This window comes from Achromobacter sp. ACM04 (assembly GCF_014851465.1).
Lineage (GTDB): Bacteria > Pseudomonadota > Gammaproteobacteria > Burkholderiales > Burkholderiaceae_B > Achromobacter > Achromobacter aegrifaciens.
Genome location: NZ_JACUZS010000001.1, coordinates 1,814,271 through 1,833,205, shown reverse-complemented (window position 1 = coordinate 1,833,205; position 18,935 = coordinate 1,814,271). Strand labels below are relative to the sequence as shown.

Sequence of the window (18,935 nt, the reverse complement as noted above, 5' to 3'; positions counted from 1 at the left end):
TTTATCTCTCGGAAAATAGGTCTTTTAATGCAGCCTGTGGTTGAAACCCTCTCCGGCCTGGAGCGCCGTGTTGATCTGGCCGTCTCGGTGGCCGACGTCGAAAAGGAAGTCCAGGCGCAATTGAAGCGCGTGGCCCGGACCGCCAAGGTCCCCGGCTTCCGTCCGGGCAAAGCTCCGCTCGCCATGCTCGAGCGCAGCCATGGCCCCGGCATCCGCTACGACGTGATCAATAGCCAAGTTGGCCGTGCCTTTGAACAAGCTGTCGATGGCGCCAAGCTGCGCGTCGCCGGCGCCCCGAACCTCGAGCCCAAGACTGAAGGCGTTGCCGACGACACGCTGGCGTTCACCGCCACGTTCGAGGTCTACCCCGAAGTCGCCGTGCCGGATCTGTCGGCCCTGGCCGTCACCCGCTACGAAACGGCCGTCACCGACGCCGAAGTGCAGCAGACCCTGGACGTCCTGCGCAAGCAGCGCGCCACGTTCGAAGCCCGTGAAGGCCGCGCCTCGCAAGACGGCGACCGCGTCACGCTGGACTTCGCCGGCACCATCGACGGCGTGCCGTTCGAAGGCGGCAAGGCCGAAGCCTTCCCGTTCGTGCTGGGCCAAGGCCGCATGCTGCCGGAATTCGAAGAAGCCGCCCGCGGCCTGAAGGCTGGCGAAAGCAAGGTCTTCCCGCTCAAGTTCCCCGATGACTACCAGGGCAAGGAAGTTGCCGGCAAGACCGCCGAATTCACCATCACCGTCAAGGAAGTGGCTGAAGGCGTGCTGCCCGAACTGAACGGCGAATTCGCCAAGTCCCTCGGCCAGGCCGAAGGCGACATCGAAAAGCTGAAGGCCGACATCCGCAGCAACATCGAGCGCGAAGTCAAGGTCCGTTCGGCTGGCCGCACCAAGTCCAGCGTCATGGACGCCCTGGTCGAAGCCGGCAAGTTCGACGTGCCGAAGGCCCTGGTCGACAACGACGTGCAAGGCCGTGTCGCCGCCGCCCGCGAAGAGCTGAAGCAGCGCGGCATCCCCAACGCCGAATCCGTGCCGATCCCGGCCGAAGCCTTCGCCACCGAGTCCGAGCGCCGCGTGCGCCTGGGCCTGCTGGTGTCGGAACTGGTCAAGCAAGCCCAGCTGCAAGCCAAGCCCGAACAAGTCCGTGCGCGTATCGAAGAGTTCGCCGAGAACTACGAACAACCCGCACAGGTTGTCAGCTATTACCTGGCCGACCGCCAGCGTCGTGCTGAAATCGAGGCTATCGTGCTGGAAGACAATGTCGTCGCGCACGTGCTTGAAAAGGCCAAGGTCACCGAAGAGAAGGTGCCTTTCGATCAGTTGATGGGGATGGCGTAACACTATGCAGAGATTCACCGATTTCTATGCGGCAATGAATGGCGGGTCTTCGGTGACCCCCACCGGTCTGGGCTACATTCCCATGGTGATCGAGCAGTCGGGGCGCGGCGAACGCGCCTACGACATCTATTCGCGTCTGCTCCGCGAGCGGCTCATTTTCCTGGTGGGTCCGGTCAATGACGCAACGGCCAACCTGGTCGTGGCGCAGTTGCTGTTCCTGGAATCGGAGAATCCTGACAAGGACATTTCCCTGTACATCAACTCGCCCGGCGGGTCGGTGTATGCGGGAATGGCCATCTTTGACACCATGCAATTCGTCAAGCCGGACGTGTCCACCCTTTGCACCGGCCTGGCGGCCAGCATGGGCGCGTTCCTGCTGGCGGCAGGCAAGAAGGGCAAGCGCTTCACGCTGCCCAACTCGCGCATCATGATCCACCAGCCCTCGGGCGGCGCCCAGGGGCAGGCTTCGGACATCCAGATCCAGGCTCGCGAGATCCTGGACCTGCGTGAACGCCTGAACCGCATCCTGGCCGACAATACCGGCCAGACCATGGAACGCATCGGCATAGACACGGAGCGTGACAACTTCATGTCGGCCGAAGATGCGGTATCGTATGGACTGGTGGACAAGGTTATGACCTCCCGCTCGGAAGGCTGACTTCCCGGTTGACCCGAACCCGCTGCCACCACGTTTGAGTAAGCGCATGCGCTAGGCCTTTAGCCGGCCTGGCGCATCTTTACCTGAGATACGAACATATATGCCTGAAAAAAAGGGATCGGCAGACGCAAAAGTGCTGCATTGCTCGTTTTGCAATAAAAGCCAGCATGAAGTCCGCAAGCTGATCGCGGGTCCGTCGGTATTCATCTGCGATGAATGCATAGATCTTTGCAACGACATCATCCGCGAGGAGGCGCAAGCCACCGCGCGCGCGGCGATTCGTTCCGAACTGCCCACTCCGGCTGAAATCAAGACCTTCCTCGACCAGTACGTCATTGGGCAGAACTCGCCCAAGCGCATGCTGGCCGTGGCCGTCTACAACCATTACAAGCGCATCCGCCACGGCGAGATCAAGGGCGACGAAGTCGAGCTCTCCAAGAGCAACATCATGCTGATCGGCCCCACCGGGTCGGGCAAGACGCTCCTGGCCCAGACGCTGGCGCGCATGCTGAACGTGCCCTTCGTCATGGCCGACGCCACCACGCTGACCGAGGCCGGTTACGTGGGCGAAGACGTCGAGAACATCATTCAGAAGTTGCTGCAGAACTGCAACTACGAAGTGGAAAAGGCGCAGCGCGCCATCATCTACATCGACGAAATCGACAAGATTTCCCGCAAGTCCGACAACCCGTCCATCACCCGCGACGTATCGGGCGAGGGCGTGCAGCAGGCCTTGCTGAAACTGATCGAAGGCACGGTCGCCTCGGTGCCCCCGCAGGGCGGCCGCAAGCACCCGAACCAGGACTTCGTCCAGGTCGACACGACCAACATCCTGTTCATCGTGGGCGGCGCCTTCGACGGACTGGAAAAGGTCATCCGCGACCGCACCGAGAAATCGGGCATCGGCTTTTCGGCCTCGGTGCGCGCCAAGTCGGAGCGCGGCGTGGGCGAACTGTTCTCCGAAGTCGAACCCGAAGACCTGATCAAGTTCGGCCTGATCCCCGAACTGGTTGGCCGTCTGCCGGTGGTCGCCACCTTGGACGAGCTGGACGAAGCGGCCCTGGTGCAAATCCTGACCGAGCCCAAGAACGCCTTGCTCAAGCAGTTCCAGAAGCTGTTCGCCATGGAAGGCGCCGAGCTCGACGTGCGTCCCGCCGCCCTGAAGGCGATCGCCCGCAAGGCGCTGCGCCGCAAGACGGGCGCGCGCGGTCTGCGTTCCATCATCGAACAGGCCCTGCTCGACACCATGTATGACCTGCCTTCCCAGGGCAACGTCAAGCGCGTGGTGCTGGACGAGAACGCGATCGAAGGCGAGGGCAAGCCATTGCTCATCTACGCCGACGAGGACGCGGCTTCAGACAAGCCAGAGCGCGGAGAAGTCCGCGACGCCGCAGCCTGATATTTCAAAAAAGCCCGTTCCTGTAACGGGTTTTTTTGCCTAAGGCGCATTCCCGGGTGCAAACACGCTTTTCCTGCAGGCGCGACGCTTGCATACTGAGGGTGCCGCCCCGCGGTTTTTTTCAGCCTTTGGGGGATCCAGGCGCCGAGATCTTGAATTTTCGGCTATTGTTCCCATAACAGACGTAACCGACGTGGATTGTCCGGGTATACCCAGGCCTCCCGTCCCCGATACGCCGAGTCATACCGAGGAACCTCCTATGTCTGCCAGCCAGACCCTGCCTTCCGACCCGATCGACCTGCCCCTGCTTCCACTGCGCGATGTCGTGGTGTTTCCGCACATGGTCATCCCGCTGTTCGTCGGCCGTCCGCGCTCTATCCGCGCGCTCGAGGTTGCGATGGAAGCGGGCAAGAGCATCATGCTGGTGGCCCAGAAATCCGCCGGCAAGGATGATCCCACCCCCGAAGACGTCTACGAGATCGGCTGCGTAGCCGGCATCCTGCAGATGCTCAAGCTGCCCGACGGCACCGTCAAGGTGCTGGTCGAAGGCACCCAGCGCGCCCGCATCAACAGCATCGAAGATGCCGATTCGCATTTCACCTGCCAGGTGTCGCCGATCGAACCGGACGCCATGCAAGGCTCCGAGACCGAAGCTTTGCGCCGCGCCATCGTCGCGCAGTTCGAGCAGTACGTAAAACTGAACAAGAAGATCCCCCCGGAGATCCTGACCTCGCTGGCTGGCATCGATGATGCCGGACGCCTGGCCGACACGATCGCCGCGCATCTTCCCTTGAAGCTCGAGCAGAAGCAGAAGATGCTCGAGATCGTCGGCACCTCCGAGCGCCTCGAAGGTCTGCTCACGCAACTCGAAACCGAAATCGACATCCTCCAGGTCGAAAAGCGGATTCGCGGCCGCGTGAAGAAGCAGATGGAAAAGAGCCAGCGCGACTACTACCTGAATGAGCAGGTCAAGGCCATTCAGAAGGAGTTGGGCGAAGGCGAAGAGGGCGCGGACATCGAAGAGCTCGAAAAGAAGATCATCGCTGCCCATATGCCCAAAGAGGCGCGCAAGAAGGCCGATGCCGAGCTCAAGAAGCTCAAGCTCATGTCGCCCATGTCGGCCGAAGCCACCGTGGTGCGCAACTACATCGATACGCTCATCAACCTCCCCTGGAGGAAGAAGAGCAAGATCAACAATTCCATCAGCAACGCCGAAACGGTGCTGGACAACGACCACTACGGTCTGGAAAAGGTCAAGGAACGGATCCTGGAATACCTTGCCGTGCAACAGCGCGTGGACAAGGTGAAGGCGCCGATCCTGTGCCTGGTCGGCCCTCCGGGCGTGGGCAAGACCTCGCTCGGCCAATCCATCGCCAAGGCGACGAACCGCAAGTTCGTGCGCATGGCGCTGGGCGGCGTGCGCGACGAAGCCGAGATCCGCGGCCACCGTCGTACGTACATCGGCTCCATGCCGGGCAAGATCGTCCAGAACATGTCGAAGGTCGGCGTGCGCAATCCCTTGTTCCTGCTCGATGAAATCGACAAGCTGGGCATGGATTTCCGCGGCGATCCCTCGTCGGCGCTGCTCGAGGTGCTGGACCCGGAACAGAACCACACGTTCCAGGACCACTACATCGAAGTCGACTTCGACCTGTCCGACGTCATGTTCGTGGCTACCAGCAACACGCTGAACATTCCGCCGGCGCTGCTGGACCGCATGGAAGTGATCCGCCTGTCGGGTTACACCGAGGAAGAGAAGATCCACATCGCCCGCGACCATCTGCTGCCCAAGCTGATGAAGAACAACGGCGTGAAGGATAGCGAACTCACGGTCGACGACAGCGCGCTGCGCGACATCGTGCGCTACTACACCCGCGAAGCCGGTGTGCGTGCGCTCGAACGCGAAGTGGGCAAGATCTGCCGCAAGGTCATCAAGCAGTTGCTGACCCAGAGCGACCGCGCCAAGGCCGAAGGCAAGACCGCCGAGGTCAAGCCGGTCAACGTCACGGGCGACAACCTGAGCGATTTCCTGGGCGTGCGCCGTTACGCCTTCGGCATGGCCGAAAAGGAAAACCAGATCGGTCAGGTGACGGGTCTGGCCTGGACGGAAGTTGGCGGCGACCTGCTGACGATCGAAGTCGCGGACATGCCGGGCAAGGGCGTCATCCAACGCACCGGTTCGCTGGGCGACGTGATGAAGGAGTCGGTCGAGGCGGCCCGCACCGTGGTGCGTTCCCGCGCCCGCCGTCTGGGCTTTGCCGACAGCGTCTTCGAAAAGCACGACATGCACGTGCACGTGCCGGAAGGCGCCACGCCCAAGGACGGTCCGTCCGCGGGTATCGCGATCACCACGGCCATGGTGTCGGCCTTGTCGCGCATCCCGGTGCGCGCCGATGTCGCCATGACCGGAGAGATCACGCTGCGCGGCGAAGTCCTGCCCATCGGCGGCCTGAAGGAAAAGCTGCTGGCGGCTCACCGTGGCGGTATCAAGACGGTCTTGATCCCGGAAGAAAACGTCAAGGATTTGGCGGAGATCCCGGACAACGTCAAGAACCACCTTGAGATCGTGCCGGTGCGCTGGATCGACAAGGTGCTGGAACTGGCGCTGGAGCGTCTGCCGGAGCCCCTGGCCGAGGAAGAAGCGGTCAAGGAACCCCTGGTGGCCAAGCCTGCCGAACCTGGTTCGACCGACCCGGTGCTCAAGCACTGATGGACACCGGGAGGGACGCCGCCGGTAAGCGGCGCCCCTTCTGGATAGCTTCCAACAAAAAACCCCGTCAATTTCTTGGCGGGGTTTTTTCATGCCGCGCGCAAACGCGGGAGTAGTGGGGGCTAGTGCAGCGCGTGCGTGCGGATCAGGCCCACCGCGATGCCTTCCAACGCGAAATCCTGGCCGGCTTCGACCACGATGGGTTCGAAGTCGGGATTTTCGGGCAGTAGTTCGATGTGGCCGTTCTGGCGCTGCAAGCGCTTGACCGTGACGTCGTCGCCCAGGCGGGCCACCACGATCTGGCCGTTGCGGGCTTCCGAGGCTTTCTTTACGGCGAGCAGGTCGCCTTCCAGGATGCCGGCGTCACGCATGCTCATGCCGCGCACCTTGAGCAGGTAGTCGGGCGTCTGGGCGAACAGGTTGGGATCGACGCCGACCTCGCGTTCGACGTGCTCGGCAGCCAGGATGGGGCTGCCCGCGGCCACGCGGCCGACCAGCGGCAGCAGCAACTGCGCCAGGCCCGGCATGGGCAGCGAGCTTTGCGTGGGAGCAGGAGAGGTATCTTTCAGCCGGATGCCGCGGGACGCGCCGGCCGTCAGTTCGATGGCGCCCTTGCGGGCAAGCGCCTTGAGGTGATCTTCTGCCGCGTTGGGGGAGCGGAAACCCAGGGCCAGGGCAATTTCGGCACGCGTCGGCGGGAAGCCGGTGCGAGTGACGGTCTGCCTGATGAGATCCAGGATTTGTTGTTGGCGATCAGTGAGTTTGCTGGCCATGGCGATGATCCGGTGCTAGCGGACTGTACATATATACAGCGCCATTCTGGGGGACGCAGCGCAAAAAAGCAAGCCGGTCTGGACCAAAAGAAAAAGCCGGTCCGGACCAAAAGAAGAAGCCGGTCCGGGCCAAAAGAAAAACGGGACCCGAAGGTCCCGTTCCTGACGGCAGGCCCGCGTGGGCCTGTGCGCTGCAAATGGCTTACAGCACGGCCGCGATGCCCTTGGCGACCTTGTCGATGTTGCCGCTGTTCAGCGCGGCCACGCAGATGCGGCCGCTGGAGACGGCATACACGCCATGCTCTTCGCGCAGGCGATCCACTTGCGCCGCGGTCAGGCCCGAGTACGAGAACATGCCGCGCTGCTGCAGCACGAAACTGAAGTCCTGCTTGCCGCCGTGTTCCTTGATCTTGTCGACCAGTTGCTTGCGCATCAGGCGGATGCGGTCGCGCATGCCGGCGAGTTCCTCTTCCCACATCGCGAAGAGTTCAGGCGTGTTCAGGACCGTCGACACCACCGTGCCGCCATGGGTGGGCGGGTTGGAGTAGTTGGTGCGGATCACGCGCTTGAGCTGGCTCAGCACGCGGGTGGCTTCGTCCTTGCTGCCGGCGACGACCGTCAGCGCGCCGACGCGCTCGCCGTACAGCGAGAACGACTTCGAGAACGAGGAGCTGATGAACATGGTCAGGTCCAGATCGGCAAACATGCGCACGACCGAAGCGTCTTCGGTCAGGCCGTCGCCGAAGCCCTGGTAGGCGATGTCCAGGAACGGGACCAGATTGTTTTCCTTCACGACGGCCGCGATCTGCTTCCACTGGTCGGCGGTGGGGTCCACGCCGGTCGGGTTGTGGCAGCAGGCATGCAGCACGACGACGGTCTTGGCCGGCGCGGCCTTCAGGTCGGCCAGCATGGCATCGAAGTTCAGGCCGCGGGTGGCGGCGTCGTAGTACGAATAGGTACCGACTTCGAAGCCGGCGCGCTCGAACAGGGCGCGGTGGTTTTCCCAGCTGGGGTCGCTGATCAGGACCTTGGAGGTCGGCAGCAGCTGGCGCAGGAAGTCAGCGCCGATCTTCAGCGCGCCGGTGCCGCCCAGGGCCTGAGTGGTCAGCACGCGGCCGGCCGCGGCCAGCGCGGAATCCTTGCCCAGCAGCAGGGCTTGCGCGCCGTTGTTGTAACCGGCGATGCCTTCGATCGGCAGGTAGCCGCGGGCGGCGGCGGCTTCGATGCGGGCGGCTTCGGCCTTGCGGACCGCGCCCAGCAGGGGGATGCGACCCTGATCGTCGTAGTACACGCCCACGCCCAGATTGACTTTACCGGGACGCGTATCAGCGTTGTATTGTTCGTTCAGGCCAAGAATGGGGTCGCGCGGGGCGAGTTCGACGGAATCGAAAAGGGTGCTCATGGGAGTCTGATGAGGTGGGTGGACGCAGTACAGGCTGCTGTGGATAATGAGGGGTTTACCCTGGAAGAGTCTAGCATGCCTAAGAGCGCAATAGACCCGATTACGGCGGGGGCCGCAGCGAACCTGGCGGCCGATCCCGCGGCGGCATCGGCCGTGGCGGATCCGTCCGCGCCAGGCCCTGGATTCATCGATTTCCCGGGCAGCCCGTTCCATCTGTACCAACCCTATCCGCCGGCGGGCGATCAGCCCACCGCCATCGAGGGGTTGACCCAAGGGGTCGAAGACGGCCTGATGTTCCAGACGCTGTTGGGCGTGACGGGCTCTGGCAAGACCTACACCATGGCCAACGTCATCGCCCGCATGGGGCGCCCGGCGCTGGTACTGGCCCCCAATAAGACCCTGGCCGCCCAGCTGTACGCCGAAATGCGGGAGTTCTTCCCGAAGAACGCCGTCGAGTACTTCGTTTCGTACTACGACTACTACCAGCCCGAGGCCTACGTTCCCACACGCGACCTGTTCATTGAAAAGGATTCGTCCATCAATGAGCACATCGAACAGATGCGCTTGTCGGCGACCAAGAGCCTGCTGGAGCGCCGCGACACCATCATCGTGGGCACCGTGTCCTGCATCTACGGTATCGGCAACCCCGGCGACTACCACGCCATGGTGCTGATCCTGCGCGCCGGCGACCAGATCTCGCGCCGCGAGATCCTGGCCCGCCTGGTCGCCATGCAGTACACCCGCAATGACGCCGAGTTCACCCGCGGCGTCTTCCGGGTGCGTGGCGAGACCATCGACATCTTTCCGGCGGAAAGCCCGGAACTGGCGCTGCGCCTGACGCTGTTCGACGACGAGATCGAAAGCCTGGAGCTGTTCGATCCGCTGACCGGCCGCATCCGCCAGAAGCTGCCGCGTTTCACTGTCTACCCCGGTTCGCACTACGTCACGCCGCGCGACACCGTGCTGCGCGCCATCGAGACCATCAAGGAAGAGCTGCGCGAACGGGTCAAGCGCTTCGTCGACGACGGTCATCTGGTCGAAGCCCAGCGGCTGGAGCAGCGCACCCGCTTCGACCTGGAAATGCTGCAGGAGCTGGGCTTCTGCAAAGGCATCGAAAACTATTCCCGCCACCTGTCGGGCGCGGCGCCGGGCGAACCGCCGCCCACCCTCATCGACTACCTGCCGTCCGATGCGCTCATGTTCATCGACGAAAGCCACGTCACCATCGGCCAGTTGGGAGGCATGTACCGGGGCGACCGGGCGCGCAAGGAAACGCTGGTGCAGTACGGTTTCCGCCTGCCGTCGGCGCTGGACAACCGGCCGCTGAAGCTCGAGGAATTCGAGGCCCGGATGCGCCAGTGCGTGTTCGTGTCGGCTACGCCGGCCGCCTACGAGAAAGAGCACACCGACAATGTGGTGGAGCAGGTGGTCCGGCCTACGGGCCTGGTGGACCCGCTGGTCCAGGTCTTGCCCGCCCGCACCCAGGTCGACGATCTGCTCGGGCAGATCAAGGCGCGCGTGGCGCAAGCGGAGCGCGTGCTGGTCACCACCCTGACCAAGCGCATGGCGGAGGATCTCACCGACTTCCTCAGCGAGCATGGCGTGCGCGTGCGCTACCTGCATTCGGATATCGACACTGTCGAACGTGTCGAAATCATCCGCGACCTGCGTCTGGGCACCTTTGACGTGCTGGTGGGGATCAACCTGCTGCGCGAAGGGCTGGATATTCCCGAAGTGTCGCTGGTGGCGATCCTGGACGCCGACAAGGAAGGCTTCCTGCGTTCGGAGCGCAGCCTGATCCAGACCATCGGGCGCGCGGCGCGCAACCTCAATGGCCACGCCATCCTCTATGCGGACCGCATCACCGATTCAATGCAACGCGCCATGGAGGAAACCGAGAGGCGGCGTGCCAAGCAGCTGAAATTCAACGCCGACCATGGCATTACCGCCCGGGGCGTGCAAAAGGCCGTGCGGGAACTGATCGATGGCGTTGTCGCTCCAACCCAGCACGACGCGCTCGAGGCCGCGGTTCCGGCCGAGTTCCTGAAGGACGAAAAGGCCCTGGCTCGCGAGATCAAGCGCCTGGAAAAGCTGATGATGGATCATGCCCGAAACCTGGAGTTCGAACAGGCTGCCGCGGCGCGCGATGCGCTGACCGCGCTGAAGCAGCGCGTGCTGCTGGATGGGGCGGTGTAGCGGCGAAATCATGTCTGAATGTTTCTATTTGCTGACAGGCGACTGAATATGTCGGAAATCTGCTGCGTTGCAATCAGGCTGCCACGATTCGTCCGAATATCCGGATTCAGTGTTCACAGGCTGGATCCGGATTTCTTCCTAAGCATTTGATTTTTTTTACTAAATATCGGGGTCGTATTTGCCCGATCAGAATCCCGCAGACGCAAAAAAAGCTTGCCTTATCTCGGGTTTTCCCGCACACTTACTTCCATGATGACCAAGGTACTTTTCGTTTGCATGGGCAATATCTGTCGCTCGCCGAGCGCAGAGGGCGTGTTTCGCCATTTGGTGAACGACGCGGGTTTGGGCGATGTGGTTCGCATCGACTCCGCGGGCACGCACGCGTTTCACATCGGCGAGGCGCCTGATGCCCGGGCGCAGGCCGCAGCGCGCAAGCGCGGCTACGAGATCACGCACTGCGAAGCGCGTCAGGTCACCGCGGAAGATTTCCGCGATTTCGACCTGATCCTCGCCATGGACTGGGACAATCTGTCCGCCATGCAGCAGCAGTGCCCCAAGGCCTACCAGCACAAGCTGATGCTGCTGATGCGCTTTGCCAATGAGTTCGAAGAGGCCACCGTGCCCGATCCGTACTATGGCGGCGCCGATGGCTTCGGCAAGGTCCTGGACTACCTGGAAGACGCCTGTCAGGGCGTCCTCGAGCTGGTGCGCAAGCGCGCTACCCAGTACCAGGCGGCTTGATCCGCTTTTGCCGCAGGGCTGCCCGCCGGGCGGTTCTCGGAGGTGCTTGGCAGTAAAAGACCGCGCGAATGCGCGGTTTTTTCTAGCCGGGAGCCATACCAAATTAGTCGGGAATAGGCTATACTTGAGGCAATTACTCGGGTATTGACCGCTGGATTCGCCTGCGGCCATTGCCGAATCACTGGGAACCTACCATGCGGCTAACTACCAAGGGGCGTTTCGCCGTGACTGCCATGATCGATCTGGCTATGCGGCAGCATAGCGGTCCGGTCACTCTTGCGGCCATCAGCCAGCGTCAGAACATTTCGCTGTCCTATCTGGAACAGCTGTTCGGGAAACTGCGTCGCCACGAACTCGTGGACAGCGTGCGCGGCCCCGGGGGCGGCTACTCGCTCGCGCGCCTCGCCCGCAACGTTACCGTTGCCGACATCATCTTCGCCGTCGATGAACCCCTGGACGCCACTAGCTGCGGCGGCAAGCGGGACTGTACGAGCGGCAACGACGGCAAGCCGGGCAAGTGCATGACGCACGAACTCTGGGCTACGTTGAATCGCAAGATGGTGGATTACCTGGATTCGGTGTCCCTGCAGGATCTCGTCGATCAGCAGCGCGTGCGCCAATTGCAGGAAGCCAACAATCAAGCGCAGGCTTGCGCGGTGCGCGTGAACCGGGTGGGGGGCGCCAACAACGCCGCCAACGCCCCGGCCGCGACCGTCGCCGCCAACGCCACCGTATAAGCAGTATCAGGAGTTGTAGAAATGACCACCCGCCCGATCTATCTGGATTATTCCGCCACGACGCCCGTCGACCCCCGCGTCGTGGACAAGATGGTGCCCTGGCTGTACGACAACTTCGGCAACCCGGCATCCCGCAGCCATGCGTTTGGCTGGGAATCCGAGGAAGCCGTTGAACGCGCCCGCGAAGAAGTCGCCAAGCTGGTGAACGCCGATCCGCGCGAAATCGTCTGGACCTCCGGCGCCACCGAATCCAACAACCTGGCGATCAAGGGCGCTGCCAACTTCTACCAGGAACGCGGCAAGCACATCGTCACCGTCAAGACCGAGCACAAAGCCGTGCTGGACACCTGTCGCGAACTCGAGCGCCAGGGCTTCGAAGTGACCTACCTGGACGTCAAGGACAACGGCCTGATCGACCTGGACACCTTCAAGGCCGCGCTGCGCCCCGATACCGTGCTGGTATCCGTGATGATGGTGAACAACGAAATCGGCGTGATCCAGGACGTGGCAACGCTGGGCGAGATCTGCCGCGAAAAGGGCATCATCTTCCACGTGGACGCCGCCCAGGCAACCGGCAAGGTGGAAATCGACCTGCAAAAGCTCAAGGTCGACCTGATGTCGTTCTCGGCTCACAAGACTTACGGCCCCAAGGGCATCGGCGCGCTGTATGTGCGCCGCAAGCCGCGCATCCGCATCGAAGCGCAGATGCACGGCGGCGGCCATGAGCGCGGTTTCCGCTCGGGCACGCTGGCCACGCACCAGATCGTCGGCATGGGCGAAGCTTTCCGCCTGGCCCGCGAAGAAATGGGCACCGAGAACGAGCGCATCCGCATGCTGCGCGACCGCCTGTGGGCTGGCCTGTCGCAGATCGAAGAGGTCTACCTCAACGGCGACATGGACCAACGCGTTCCGCACAACCTGAATGTCAGCTTCAATTATGTCGAAGGCGAGTCCCTGATCATGGCGATCAAGGAACTTGCCGTCTCCAGCGGCTCGGCCTGCACCTCGGCCAGCCTGGAACCGTCCTACGTGTTGCGCGCCCTGGGCCGCAACGACGAACTGGCGCACAGCTCGATCCGCTTCACGCTGGGCCGTTTCACGACCGAGAAGGAAGTGGACTACGCCATCGAGTTGCTCAAGAGCCGCGTCGGCAAGCTGCGCGATATGTCGCCGCTGTGGGAAATGGCCAAGGAAGGCATCGACCTGAACACCGTGCAGTGGGCTGCGCACTAAGCGCCCGCGCCTTGAAATTCGTGGAGAATTAACATGTCTTACAGCACCAAAGTCCTGGATCACTACGAAAACCCGCGCAACGTCGGTTCGTTCGACAAGTCGGACGAGTCGGTCGGCACCGGCATGGTCGGCGCACCCGCCTGTGGCGACGTGATGAAGCTGCAGATCAAGGTGAACGAAGCCGGCGTGATCGAAGACGCGCGCTTCAAGACCTACGGCTGCGGTTCGGCCATCGCTTCCAGCTCGCTCGTGACCGAATGGGTCAAGGGCAAGACGCTGGACGAGGCGATGAACATCCGCAACACGCAGATCGCCGAAGAACTGGCCCTGCCGCCCGTGAAGGTGCACTGTTCCATCCTGGCCGAAGACGCGATCAAGGCCGCGGTGCAGAACTACAAAGAAAAGCATTCGGCCCCGGCTGAAGCTGCTGTGGCGGGCTGAACATGTCCGTTACCCTGACCCAACAGGCTGCCACCCATATCGGCCGCTACTTGCAGAAGCGCGGAAAGGGTATCGGCTTGCGGCTCGGCGTTAGGACGACGGGCTGCTCCGGCATGGCCTACAAGCTCGAATACGTGGACGACGCGGCAGCGGAAGACGTGGTGTTCGAAAGCTTCGGCGTGAAGGTCTTCATTGACCCGAAAAGCCTGGCCTACCTGGACGGCACCGAACTCGACTACGCCCGCGAAGGCCTGAACGAAGGCTTCAAGTTCCGCAACCCCAACGAAAAGGCGACCTGCGGCTGCGGCGAGTCGTTCACGGTGTAAGTCTTGGCTGGAGACGATCACTTCGGCCTGTTCGGCTTGCCGGCGCGTTTCGATCTGGACGCCCAGGCGCTTGAGTCCGCGTGGCGCACCGTCGCCGCGCAGGTGCATCCCGACCGCTACGCCACTGCCAGCCCCGCGGAACGCCGCGTGGCCATGCAGTGGGCGGCTCGCGCCAACGAGGCCTACCGCCTGTTGCGCGATCCCTTGCTGCGGGCGCGCTACCTTTGCGAGCAGGCCGGCGTGGATCTGCAGACCGAGAGCAACACGGCCATGGACCCCGAGTTCCTGATGCAGCAGATGACGTGGCGCGAGATGCTGGACGACGCGCGCGACGACGCCGACGCCCTGGCGGCCTTGCAGGCGGAATTGCAGCAGGCGCGCGCTGCCATGCGCGCCACGCTGGCCCGTCTGCTGGACCAGGACCGCGACTACGCCGCGGCGGGGCTCAAGGTGCGGGAGTGGATGTTCGTGGAGAAGTTGGCGGAAGAACTGGCGCACGCCCAGCCCGCCGCATAGCCCAGGCCGCGCCGGGGCGTCCGCGAGACGGGCGCCGGCACAGCGCCGCCTACTGACCAAAAAAACAGAATCATGGCCTTATTGCAGATATCAGAGCCTGGCGAATCGCCCGCGCCTCACCAGCGCAAGCTGGCGGTCGGGATCGACCTGGGCACCACCAATTCCCTGGTCGCGGCCGTGCGCAGCAGCGTCGCCGAAGTGCTGAGGGACGAGCAAGGCCACGCCTTGCTGCCTTCCGCCGTGCGCTATTTCGCCGGCGGCAAGGTCACCACGGGGCGCGATCCGCTCGCGCAGCAGGCCGAAGATCCTCTGAATACCGTTGTGTCGGTCAAGCGTTTCATGGGCCGTTCGCTGGAAGAGGCGCGCGCCAGCCGCGCGCCGTACGAATTCGTGGACGCGCCTGGCATGGTGCGCATCCGCACCGTCCAGGGCGACCTGAGCCCGGTTGAAGTGTCGGCGCAGATCCTGGCCGTCCTGCGCCAGCGCGCCGAGGACGTGCTGGGCGATGACCTGGTCGGCGCGGTCATCACGGTGCCCGCTTACTTCGATGACGCCCAGCGCCAGGCGACGCGAGACGCCGCGCGTCTGGCCGGCCTGAACGTGCTGCGCCTGCTGAACGAACCCACGGCGGCGGCCATTGCCTACGGCCTGGATAATGCCGCCGAAGGCGTGTATGCGGTGTACGACCTGGGCGGCGGAACGTTCGACGTTTCCATCTTGCGCCTGACCCAGGGCGTGTTCGAAGTCATCGCCACGGGCGGCGATACCGCCTTGGGCGGCGACGACTTCGATGCCTTGATCGTCGATCACGTGGTGGCCGGACTCGCTGCTGGCGAGTTTTCGCCGGCGGACCGCCGCCGCCTGCTGATGGCGGCGCGCGCTGCGCGCGAAGCCTTGTCGGACGCCGATGCGGCCAGCCTGAAGCTGGAATTGTCCGATGGCCGGACCGTGGACACGAACCTGACGCGGGCGGCATTTGAAGAACTGGCGCAGCCCCTGATCGTGCGCACGCTGGACTGCGCGCGCCGCGCCTTGCGCGACGCCTCGCTGACGCCAGCCGATGTGCGCGGCGTGGTGATGGTCGGCGGCGCCACGCGCATGCCGGTCGTGCGCGCTGCCGTGGGCAAGCTGTTCGGCACGCAACCGCTGACCGACCTCGATCCGGACCAGGTGGTGGCGCTGGGCGCCGCCTTGCAGGCCAATCTGCTGGCGGGCAACCGCGCTCCCGGCGAAGACTGGCTGTTGCTGGACGTGATCCCGCTGTCGCTGGGGCTGGAAACCATGGGCGGCCTGGTGGAGCGCATCATCCCGCGCAACAGCACGATTCCCGTGGCGCGCGCCCAGGAATTCACGACCTTCAAGGATGGCCAGACGGCCATGAGCATCCACGTGGTGCAAGGCGAACGCGACCTGGTCTCCGATTCGCGCTCGCTGGCGCGCTTTGAGCTGCGCGGCATTCCGCCCATGGTGGCCGGCGCAGCACGCATCCGCGTGACCTTCCAGGTGGACGCCGACGGCCTGCTGAGCGTGACCGCGCGCGAGCAGAGCAAGGGCGTCGAGGCCATGGTGTCGGTCAAGCCGTCCTATGGCCTGACCGACGACGAGATCGCGCAGATGCTGGCAGACAGCGTGGCGCAAGCCGACACCGATGCACGCGCCCGCATGTTGCGCGAGCAACAGGTGGACGCGCGCCAGTTGGTCGAGTCGGTGCAGGCCGCGCTGGCCGTCGATGGCGATCTGCTGGACGCCGAAGAACGCAAGCGCGTGGACGAATGCCTGCAGGCTGCCATCGCCGCCCAGGATGCGCAGGACGTGGACACAGTGAAGGACGCGGTCCAGGCCCTGTCGGCCGCGACCGATGATTTCGCTGCGCGCCGCATGGACCGCAGCATCCGCGCCGCGCTGGCGGGCCGCAAACTTGATGAGATTGCCTGATAACACGCTATGCCGAAACTGACTGTATTGCCTCATCCCGACTACTGCCCGGAAGGCGCCGTGATCGAAGACGCGCCCAAGGGCGTGTCGATCTGCCGCGTGCTGCTGGATAACCACATCGACATCGAACACGCATGCGAACTGTCGTGCGCCTGCACGACCTGTCACGTGGTGGTCAAGCAGGGCTATTCTTCGCTGGAAGACGCGACCGATGACGAAGAGGATCTGCTGGATAAGGCCTGGGGCTTGACCCCGACCTCGCGCCTGTCCTGCCAGGCGCTGGTGACGGACGCCGACCTGACGGTCGAGATCCCCAAATACACCATCAACCACGCCAAAGAGGGCCATTGATGAAGTGGACCGACACCTACCAGATCGCCGAGGCTCTGCTCGACGCGCATCCTGACGAGGATCCCAAGACGCTGCGCTTCGTGCAGCTGCGCGAGTGGGTCCTGGCCTTGCCAGGCTTCAACGACGACCCCGCGCATTGCGGCGAGAAGATCCTGGAGGCCATTCAGATGGCCTGGATCGACGAGGCGGACTGATCGCCAGACCAAAAGCGCTCCCTGCGGGGAGCGTTTTTGTTTTTGAGCGCGGCGGATCGGGGCCAAAGCTGCCGCGGCCATGCCCGCCACGGTATCATCAAGGATCTTCTTGTTGTCCCTACTTGCCTGAGTCCACCGATGCCCGCTGCCCAATTGCGCTTTGGCCTGGCCGCCAACCGGCTGCACCACGAAACTCCCGATGCCGCGCTGTTTACCTGGCTGCGCGCCTGTTCGGGCACGATACGCGAGCTGGGCGTGCAGTTGCACACCGTCGGCCGCACGCACGACGCGATCGTGCGCGAGGGCATGCTGCAGGGCTACGGCGGGTTGATCCGCTATCCGTACGGCCGCGAGGGCGGCCTGATGAAGCTGGTGGCCCGGGTGACGGAAGGGCGTGACGGGCAGGCGCCGTTCGACGGCGCGATCTATCTGATCGATCCCGTCGACCCGTCGTCGATTTTCCCGGAGGCGCTGGCGCTCAAGCGCCAGTGCATCACGCACGGCCGCCCGTTCATCTCGACGCTTGCCGGCGCCATCGAATGGATGGAAGTCGAACGGGTCCACGCCGGCTTGGCGCCGGACGTCTCGGCTTCGCGCCATTTCAACTTCACTGGCCAGACGGTGGCGCTGATTGCCCACGATGCGCTCAAGGACGAGATGGTGGCATTCGCCAGCGAGCATTTCGACGTGCTGTCGCGGTTTGCGCGGCGCGTCGCCACGGGCACCACCGGCGGCCGGTTGAACGAGCTGGCCTGGTCGCGCGGCTGGCCCAAGGATACGCCCTGGGTGCACCGCTACCTGAGCGGGCCGCTGGGCGGCGACGCCCAGATCGCGGAGCTGGTGCTGGAACACCAATGCCAGCGTGTGATCTTCTTCGAGGATCCGCATGTGGCGCGCCAGCACGAGGCCGACATCCAGCTGCTGGAACGCGCGGTGCGGGTGGTGACCGAGTCCGCGACCTGCGCGACTTCGCCGGTAGTGGCGCGGCGCTGGGCGCAGGCGGTGGAAAAGCGCGTCATCTAAGCCTGGCCCGGGTGGGCGGGTCGCCAGGCCGGGAGTCCGTAATGATGCGGCTGACCCGGTCGGCAACGGCGGACGCGGCCATGGACAATGGCAGGACATCGGACCTGCACAGGAACACAGGCCGCGCCAGGCGCGGCTTGACGATGCGATGCAGGAGGACCTCGCCGCGCGCGGCTTCCTGGTGCACCGCCGCGTAAGACAGGATGGTGTGCGCGATGCCAGCCTGCGCCAGTTCGATCAGTTGCGGAATGGCGTTGGCCTCGGCAATGACGCGGAATTCGGCGCGCTCCTGTTGCTGATAGTGGTCCAGCAGGCGGCGCAGGCTGTGCTGGCTGCCGGGCAATACCAGCGGCAATTCGGCGAGCGCGTGCAGATCCATGGCCGGCAGCGCATGTAGCGCGGCTGGGGCCGGCTTTTTGCGCGACTTGGCCGGCGGCGGCGAAACCACGACCAGTTCTTCATCTATCAGGTGCTGGAAGCGCAGGTCGACCGAGGCGTCGTCGCTGAACGTCAGTCCCAGGTCGGCATGGCCGGAACTGACGAAGCCCGGGATGTACCCGGTGCTGGATTCGATGATCTTCAGGTAGACGCCGGGCCAGTGTTCCAGGGAAAAGCGCAGGAGCGGCACAGTGAGCAGCTTGGCCATGGACATGGACATGGCCAGCGAGACGGTCCCGCGCGGTGCGCTGATGTCTTCGCGCACGTCGGCGCGCGCCGCGTCGATGCGGCCGAGAATCTCGCGTGCGTGCGCCAGCATGCGCGATCCCGCGGCCGTTGGCGTGACCCCGCGAGCGCTGCGATGCAACAGCACCACGCCCAGATCCTCTTCCAGATTGCGTATCAGCAGGCTTAGCGCGGGCTGCGCGACGTGCAGCGCGGCCGCGGCGCGGCTGATCGATCCGGTGGAGACCACGGCGACAAAGCATTGCATCGCGCGGATTGACATCGACATGCGTAAACCT

18 protein-coding genes are annotated in these 18,935 nt (G+C 63.9%); 15 read left to right on the top strand and 3 right to left on the bottom strand.

Annotation, left to right across the window (positions count from 1 at the left end):
* Positions 1-27: 27 nt before the first annotated feature.
* The 4 genes from tig (at position 28) to lon (ending at position 6,105) form a co-directional block, all read left to right on the top strand.
* Complete coding sequence (tig, locus tag IB259_RS08510) at positions 28-1,338, top strand: trigger factor (RefSeq protein WP_054456093.1); 1,311 nt, start codon at positions 28-30, stop codon at positions 1,336-1,338.
* Positions 1,339-1,342: 4 nt separating this feature from the next.
* On the top strand, positions 1,343-1,996 hold the full coding sequence (gene clpP / locus IB259_RS08505) for an ATP-dependent Clp endopeptidase proteolytic subunit ClpP (RefSeq protein ID WP_054456095.1): 654 nt from the start codon (positions 1,343-1,345) through the stop codon (positions 1,994-1,996).
* 100 nt (positions 1,997-2,096) lie between these two features.
* Positions 2,097-3,395, top strand: a complete 1,299-nt coding sequence (gene clpX / locus IB259_RS08500; RefSeq protein WP_054456097.1) for an ATP-dependent Clp protease ATP-binding subunit ClpX — start codon at positions 2,097-2,099, stop codon at positions 3,393-3,395.
* 259 nt (positions 3,396-3,654) lie between these two features.
* A complete protein-coding gene (gene lon, locus IB259_RS08495) occupies positions 3,655-6,105 on the top strand; it encodes an endopeptidase La (protein WP_054456099.1) in 2,451 nt (816 codons plus the stop codon).
* 122 nt (positions 6,106-6,227) lie between these two features.
* Here lon and lexA read toward each other — a convergent pair whose 3' ends face one another.
* Together lexA and IB259_RS08485 are read right to left on the bottom strand one after the other, a co-directional pair.
* A complete protein-coding gene (gene lexA, locus IB259_RS08490; RefSeq protein WP_054456101.1) occupies positions 6,228-6,878 on the bottom strand; it encodes a transcriptional repressor LexA in 651 nt (216 codons plus the stop codon).
* A 202-nt stretch (positions 6,879-7,080) separates the two neighbouring features.
* Positions 7,081-8,280 (bottom strand): amino acid aminotransferase, encoded by a 1,200-nt coding sequence (locus tag IB259_RS08485; RefSeq protein ID WP_054456103.1) that lies wholly within the window; start codon positions 8,278-8,280, stop codon positions 7,081-7,083.
* 75 nt (positions 8,281-8,355) lie between these two features.
* On the opposite strand from IB259_RS08485, the gene uvrB reads away from it, so the two are divergent.
* From uvrB to IB259_RS08430, 11 genes are all read left to right on the top strand, one after another.
* On the top strand, positions 8,356-10,476 hold the full coding sequence (uvrB, locus tag IB259_RS08480) for an excinuclease ABC subunit UvrB (protein WP_225588755.1): 2,121 nt from the start codon (positions 8,356-8,358) through the stop codon (positions 10,474-10,476).
* A 249-nt stretch (positions 10,477-10,725) separates the two neighbouring features.
* On the top strand, positions 10,726-11,217 hold the full coding sequence (locus IB259_RS08475) for a low molecular weight protein-tyrosine-phosphatase (RefSeq protein ID WP_006386176.1): 492 nt from the start codon (positions 10,726-10,728) through the stop codon (positions 11,215-11,217).
* Positions 11,218-11,411: 194 nt separating this feature from the next.
* The gene (gene iscR / locus IB259_RS08470) at positions 11,412-11,954 is read left to right on the top strand and encodes a Fe-S cluster assembly transcriptional regulator IscR (RefSeq protein ID WP_054456107.1); all 543 of its coding nucleotides are present in this window, start codon (positions 11,412-11,414) and stop codon (positions 11,952-11,954) included.
* Positions 11,955-11,975: 21 nt separating this feature from the next.
* Positions 11,976-13,187 (top strand): IscS subfamily cysteine desulfurase, encoded by a 1,212-nt coding sequence (locus tag IB259_RS08465; protein WP_054456109.1) that lies wholly within the window; start codon positions 11,976-11,978, stop codon positions 13,185-13,187.
* Between the two features lie 33 nt (positions 13,188-13,220).
* Positions 13,221-13,628 (top strand): Fe-S cluster assembly scaffold IscU, encoded by a 408-nt coding sequence (gene iscU, locus IB259_RS08460; protein WP_054456111.1) that lies wholly within the window; start codon positions 13,221-13,223, stop codon positions 13,626-13,628.
* Between the two features lie 2 nt (positions 13,629-13,630).
* Complete coding sequence (iscA, locus tag IB259_RS08455; RefSeq protein ID WP_042794073.1) at positions 13,631-13,954, top strand: iron-sulfur cluster assembly protein IscA; 324 nt, start codon at positions 13,631-13,633, stop codon at positions 13,952-13,954.
* Positions 13,955-13,957: 3 nt separating this feature from the next.
* Complete coding sequence (gene hscB, locus IB259_RS08450; RefSeq protein WP_054456112.1) at positions 13,958-14,470, top strand: Fe-S protein assembly co-chaperone HscB; 513 nt, start codon at positions 13,958-13,960, stop codon at positions 14,468-14,470.
* Positions 14,471-14,542: 72 nt separating this feature from the next.
* On the top strand, positions 14,543-16,405 hold the full coding sequence (hscA, locus tag IB259_RS08445) for a Fe-S protein assembly chaperone HscA (RefSeq protein WP_054456114.1): 1,863 nt from the start codon (positions 14,543-14,545) through the stop codon (positions 16,403-16,405).
* A 9-nt stretch (positions 16,406-16,414) separates the two neighbouring features.
* Positions 16,415-16,756: an ISC system 2Fe-2S type ferredoxin gene (gene fdx, locus IB259_RS08440; RefSeq protein WP_013394592.1), complete on the top strand. Its 342-nt coding sequence runs from the start codon at positions 16,415-16,417 to the stop codon at positions 16,754-16,756.
* A complete protein-coding gene (gene iscX, locus IB259_RS08435) occupies positions 16,756-16,950 on the top strand; it encodes a Fe-S cluster assembly protein IscX (protein WP_013394591.1) in 195 nt (64 codons plus the stop codon). Before fdx ends, iscX begins: the two co-directional genes overlap by 1 nt.
* A 138-nt stretch (positions 16,951-17,088) precedes the next feature.
* Positions 17,089-17,973, top strand: coding sequence for a methylglyoxal synthase (locus IB259_RS08430; protein WP_175162163.1), 885 nt, complete (start codon positions 17,089-17,091; stop codon positions 17,971-17,973).
* Here IB259_RS08430 and IB259_RS08425 read toward each other — a convergent pair.
* Positions 17,966-18,925 carry a LysR family transcriptional regulator gene (locus IB259_RS08425; RefSeq protein ID WP_054456121.1) on the bottom strand — a complete coding sequence of 320 codons (960 nt, stop codon included), beginning with the start codon at positions 18,923-18,925 and terminating at the stop codon, positions 17,966-17,968. The genes IB259_RS08430 and IB259_RS08425 overlap by 8 nt on opposite strands.
* Positions 18,926-18,935 lie beyond the last annotated feature (10 nt).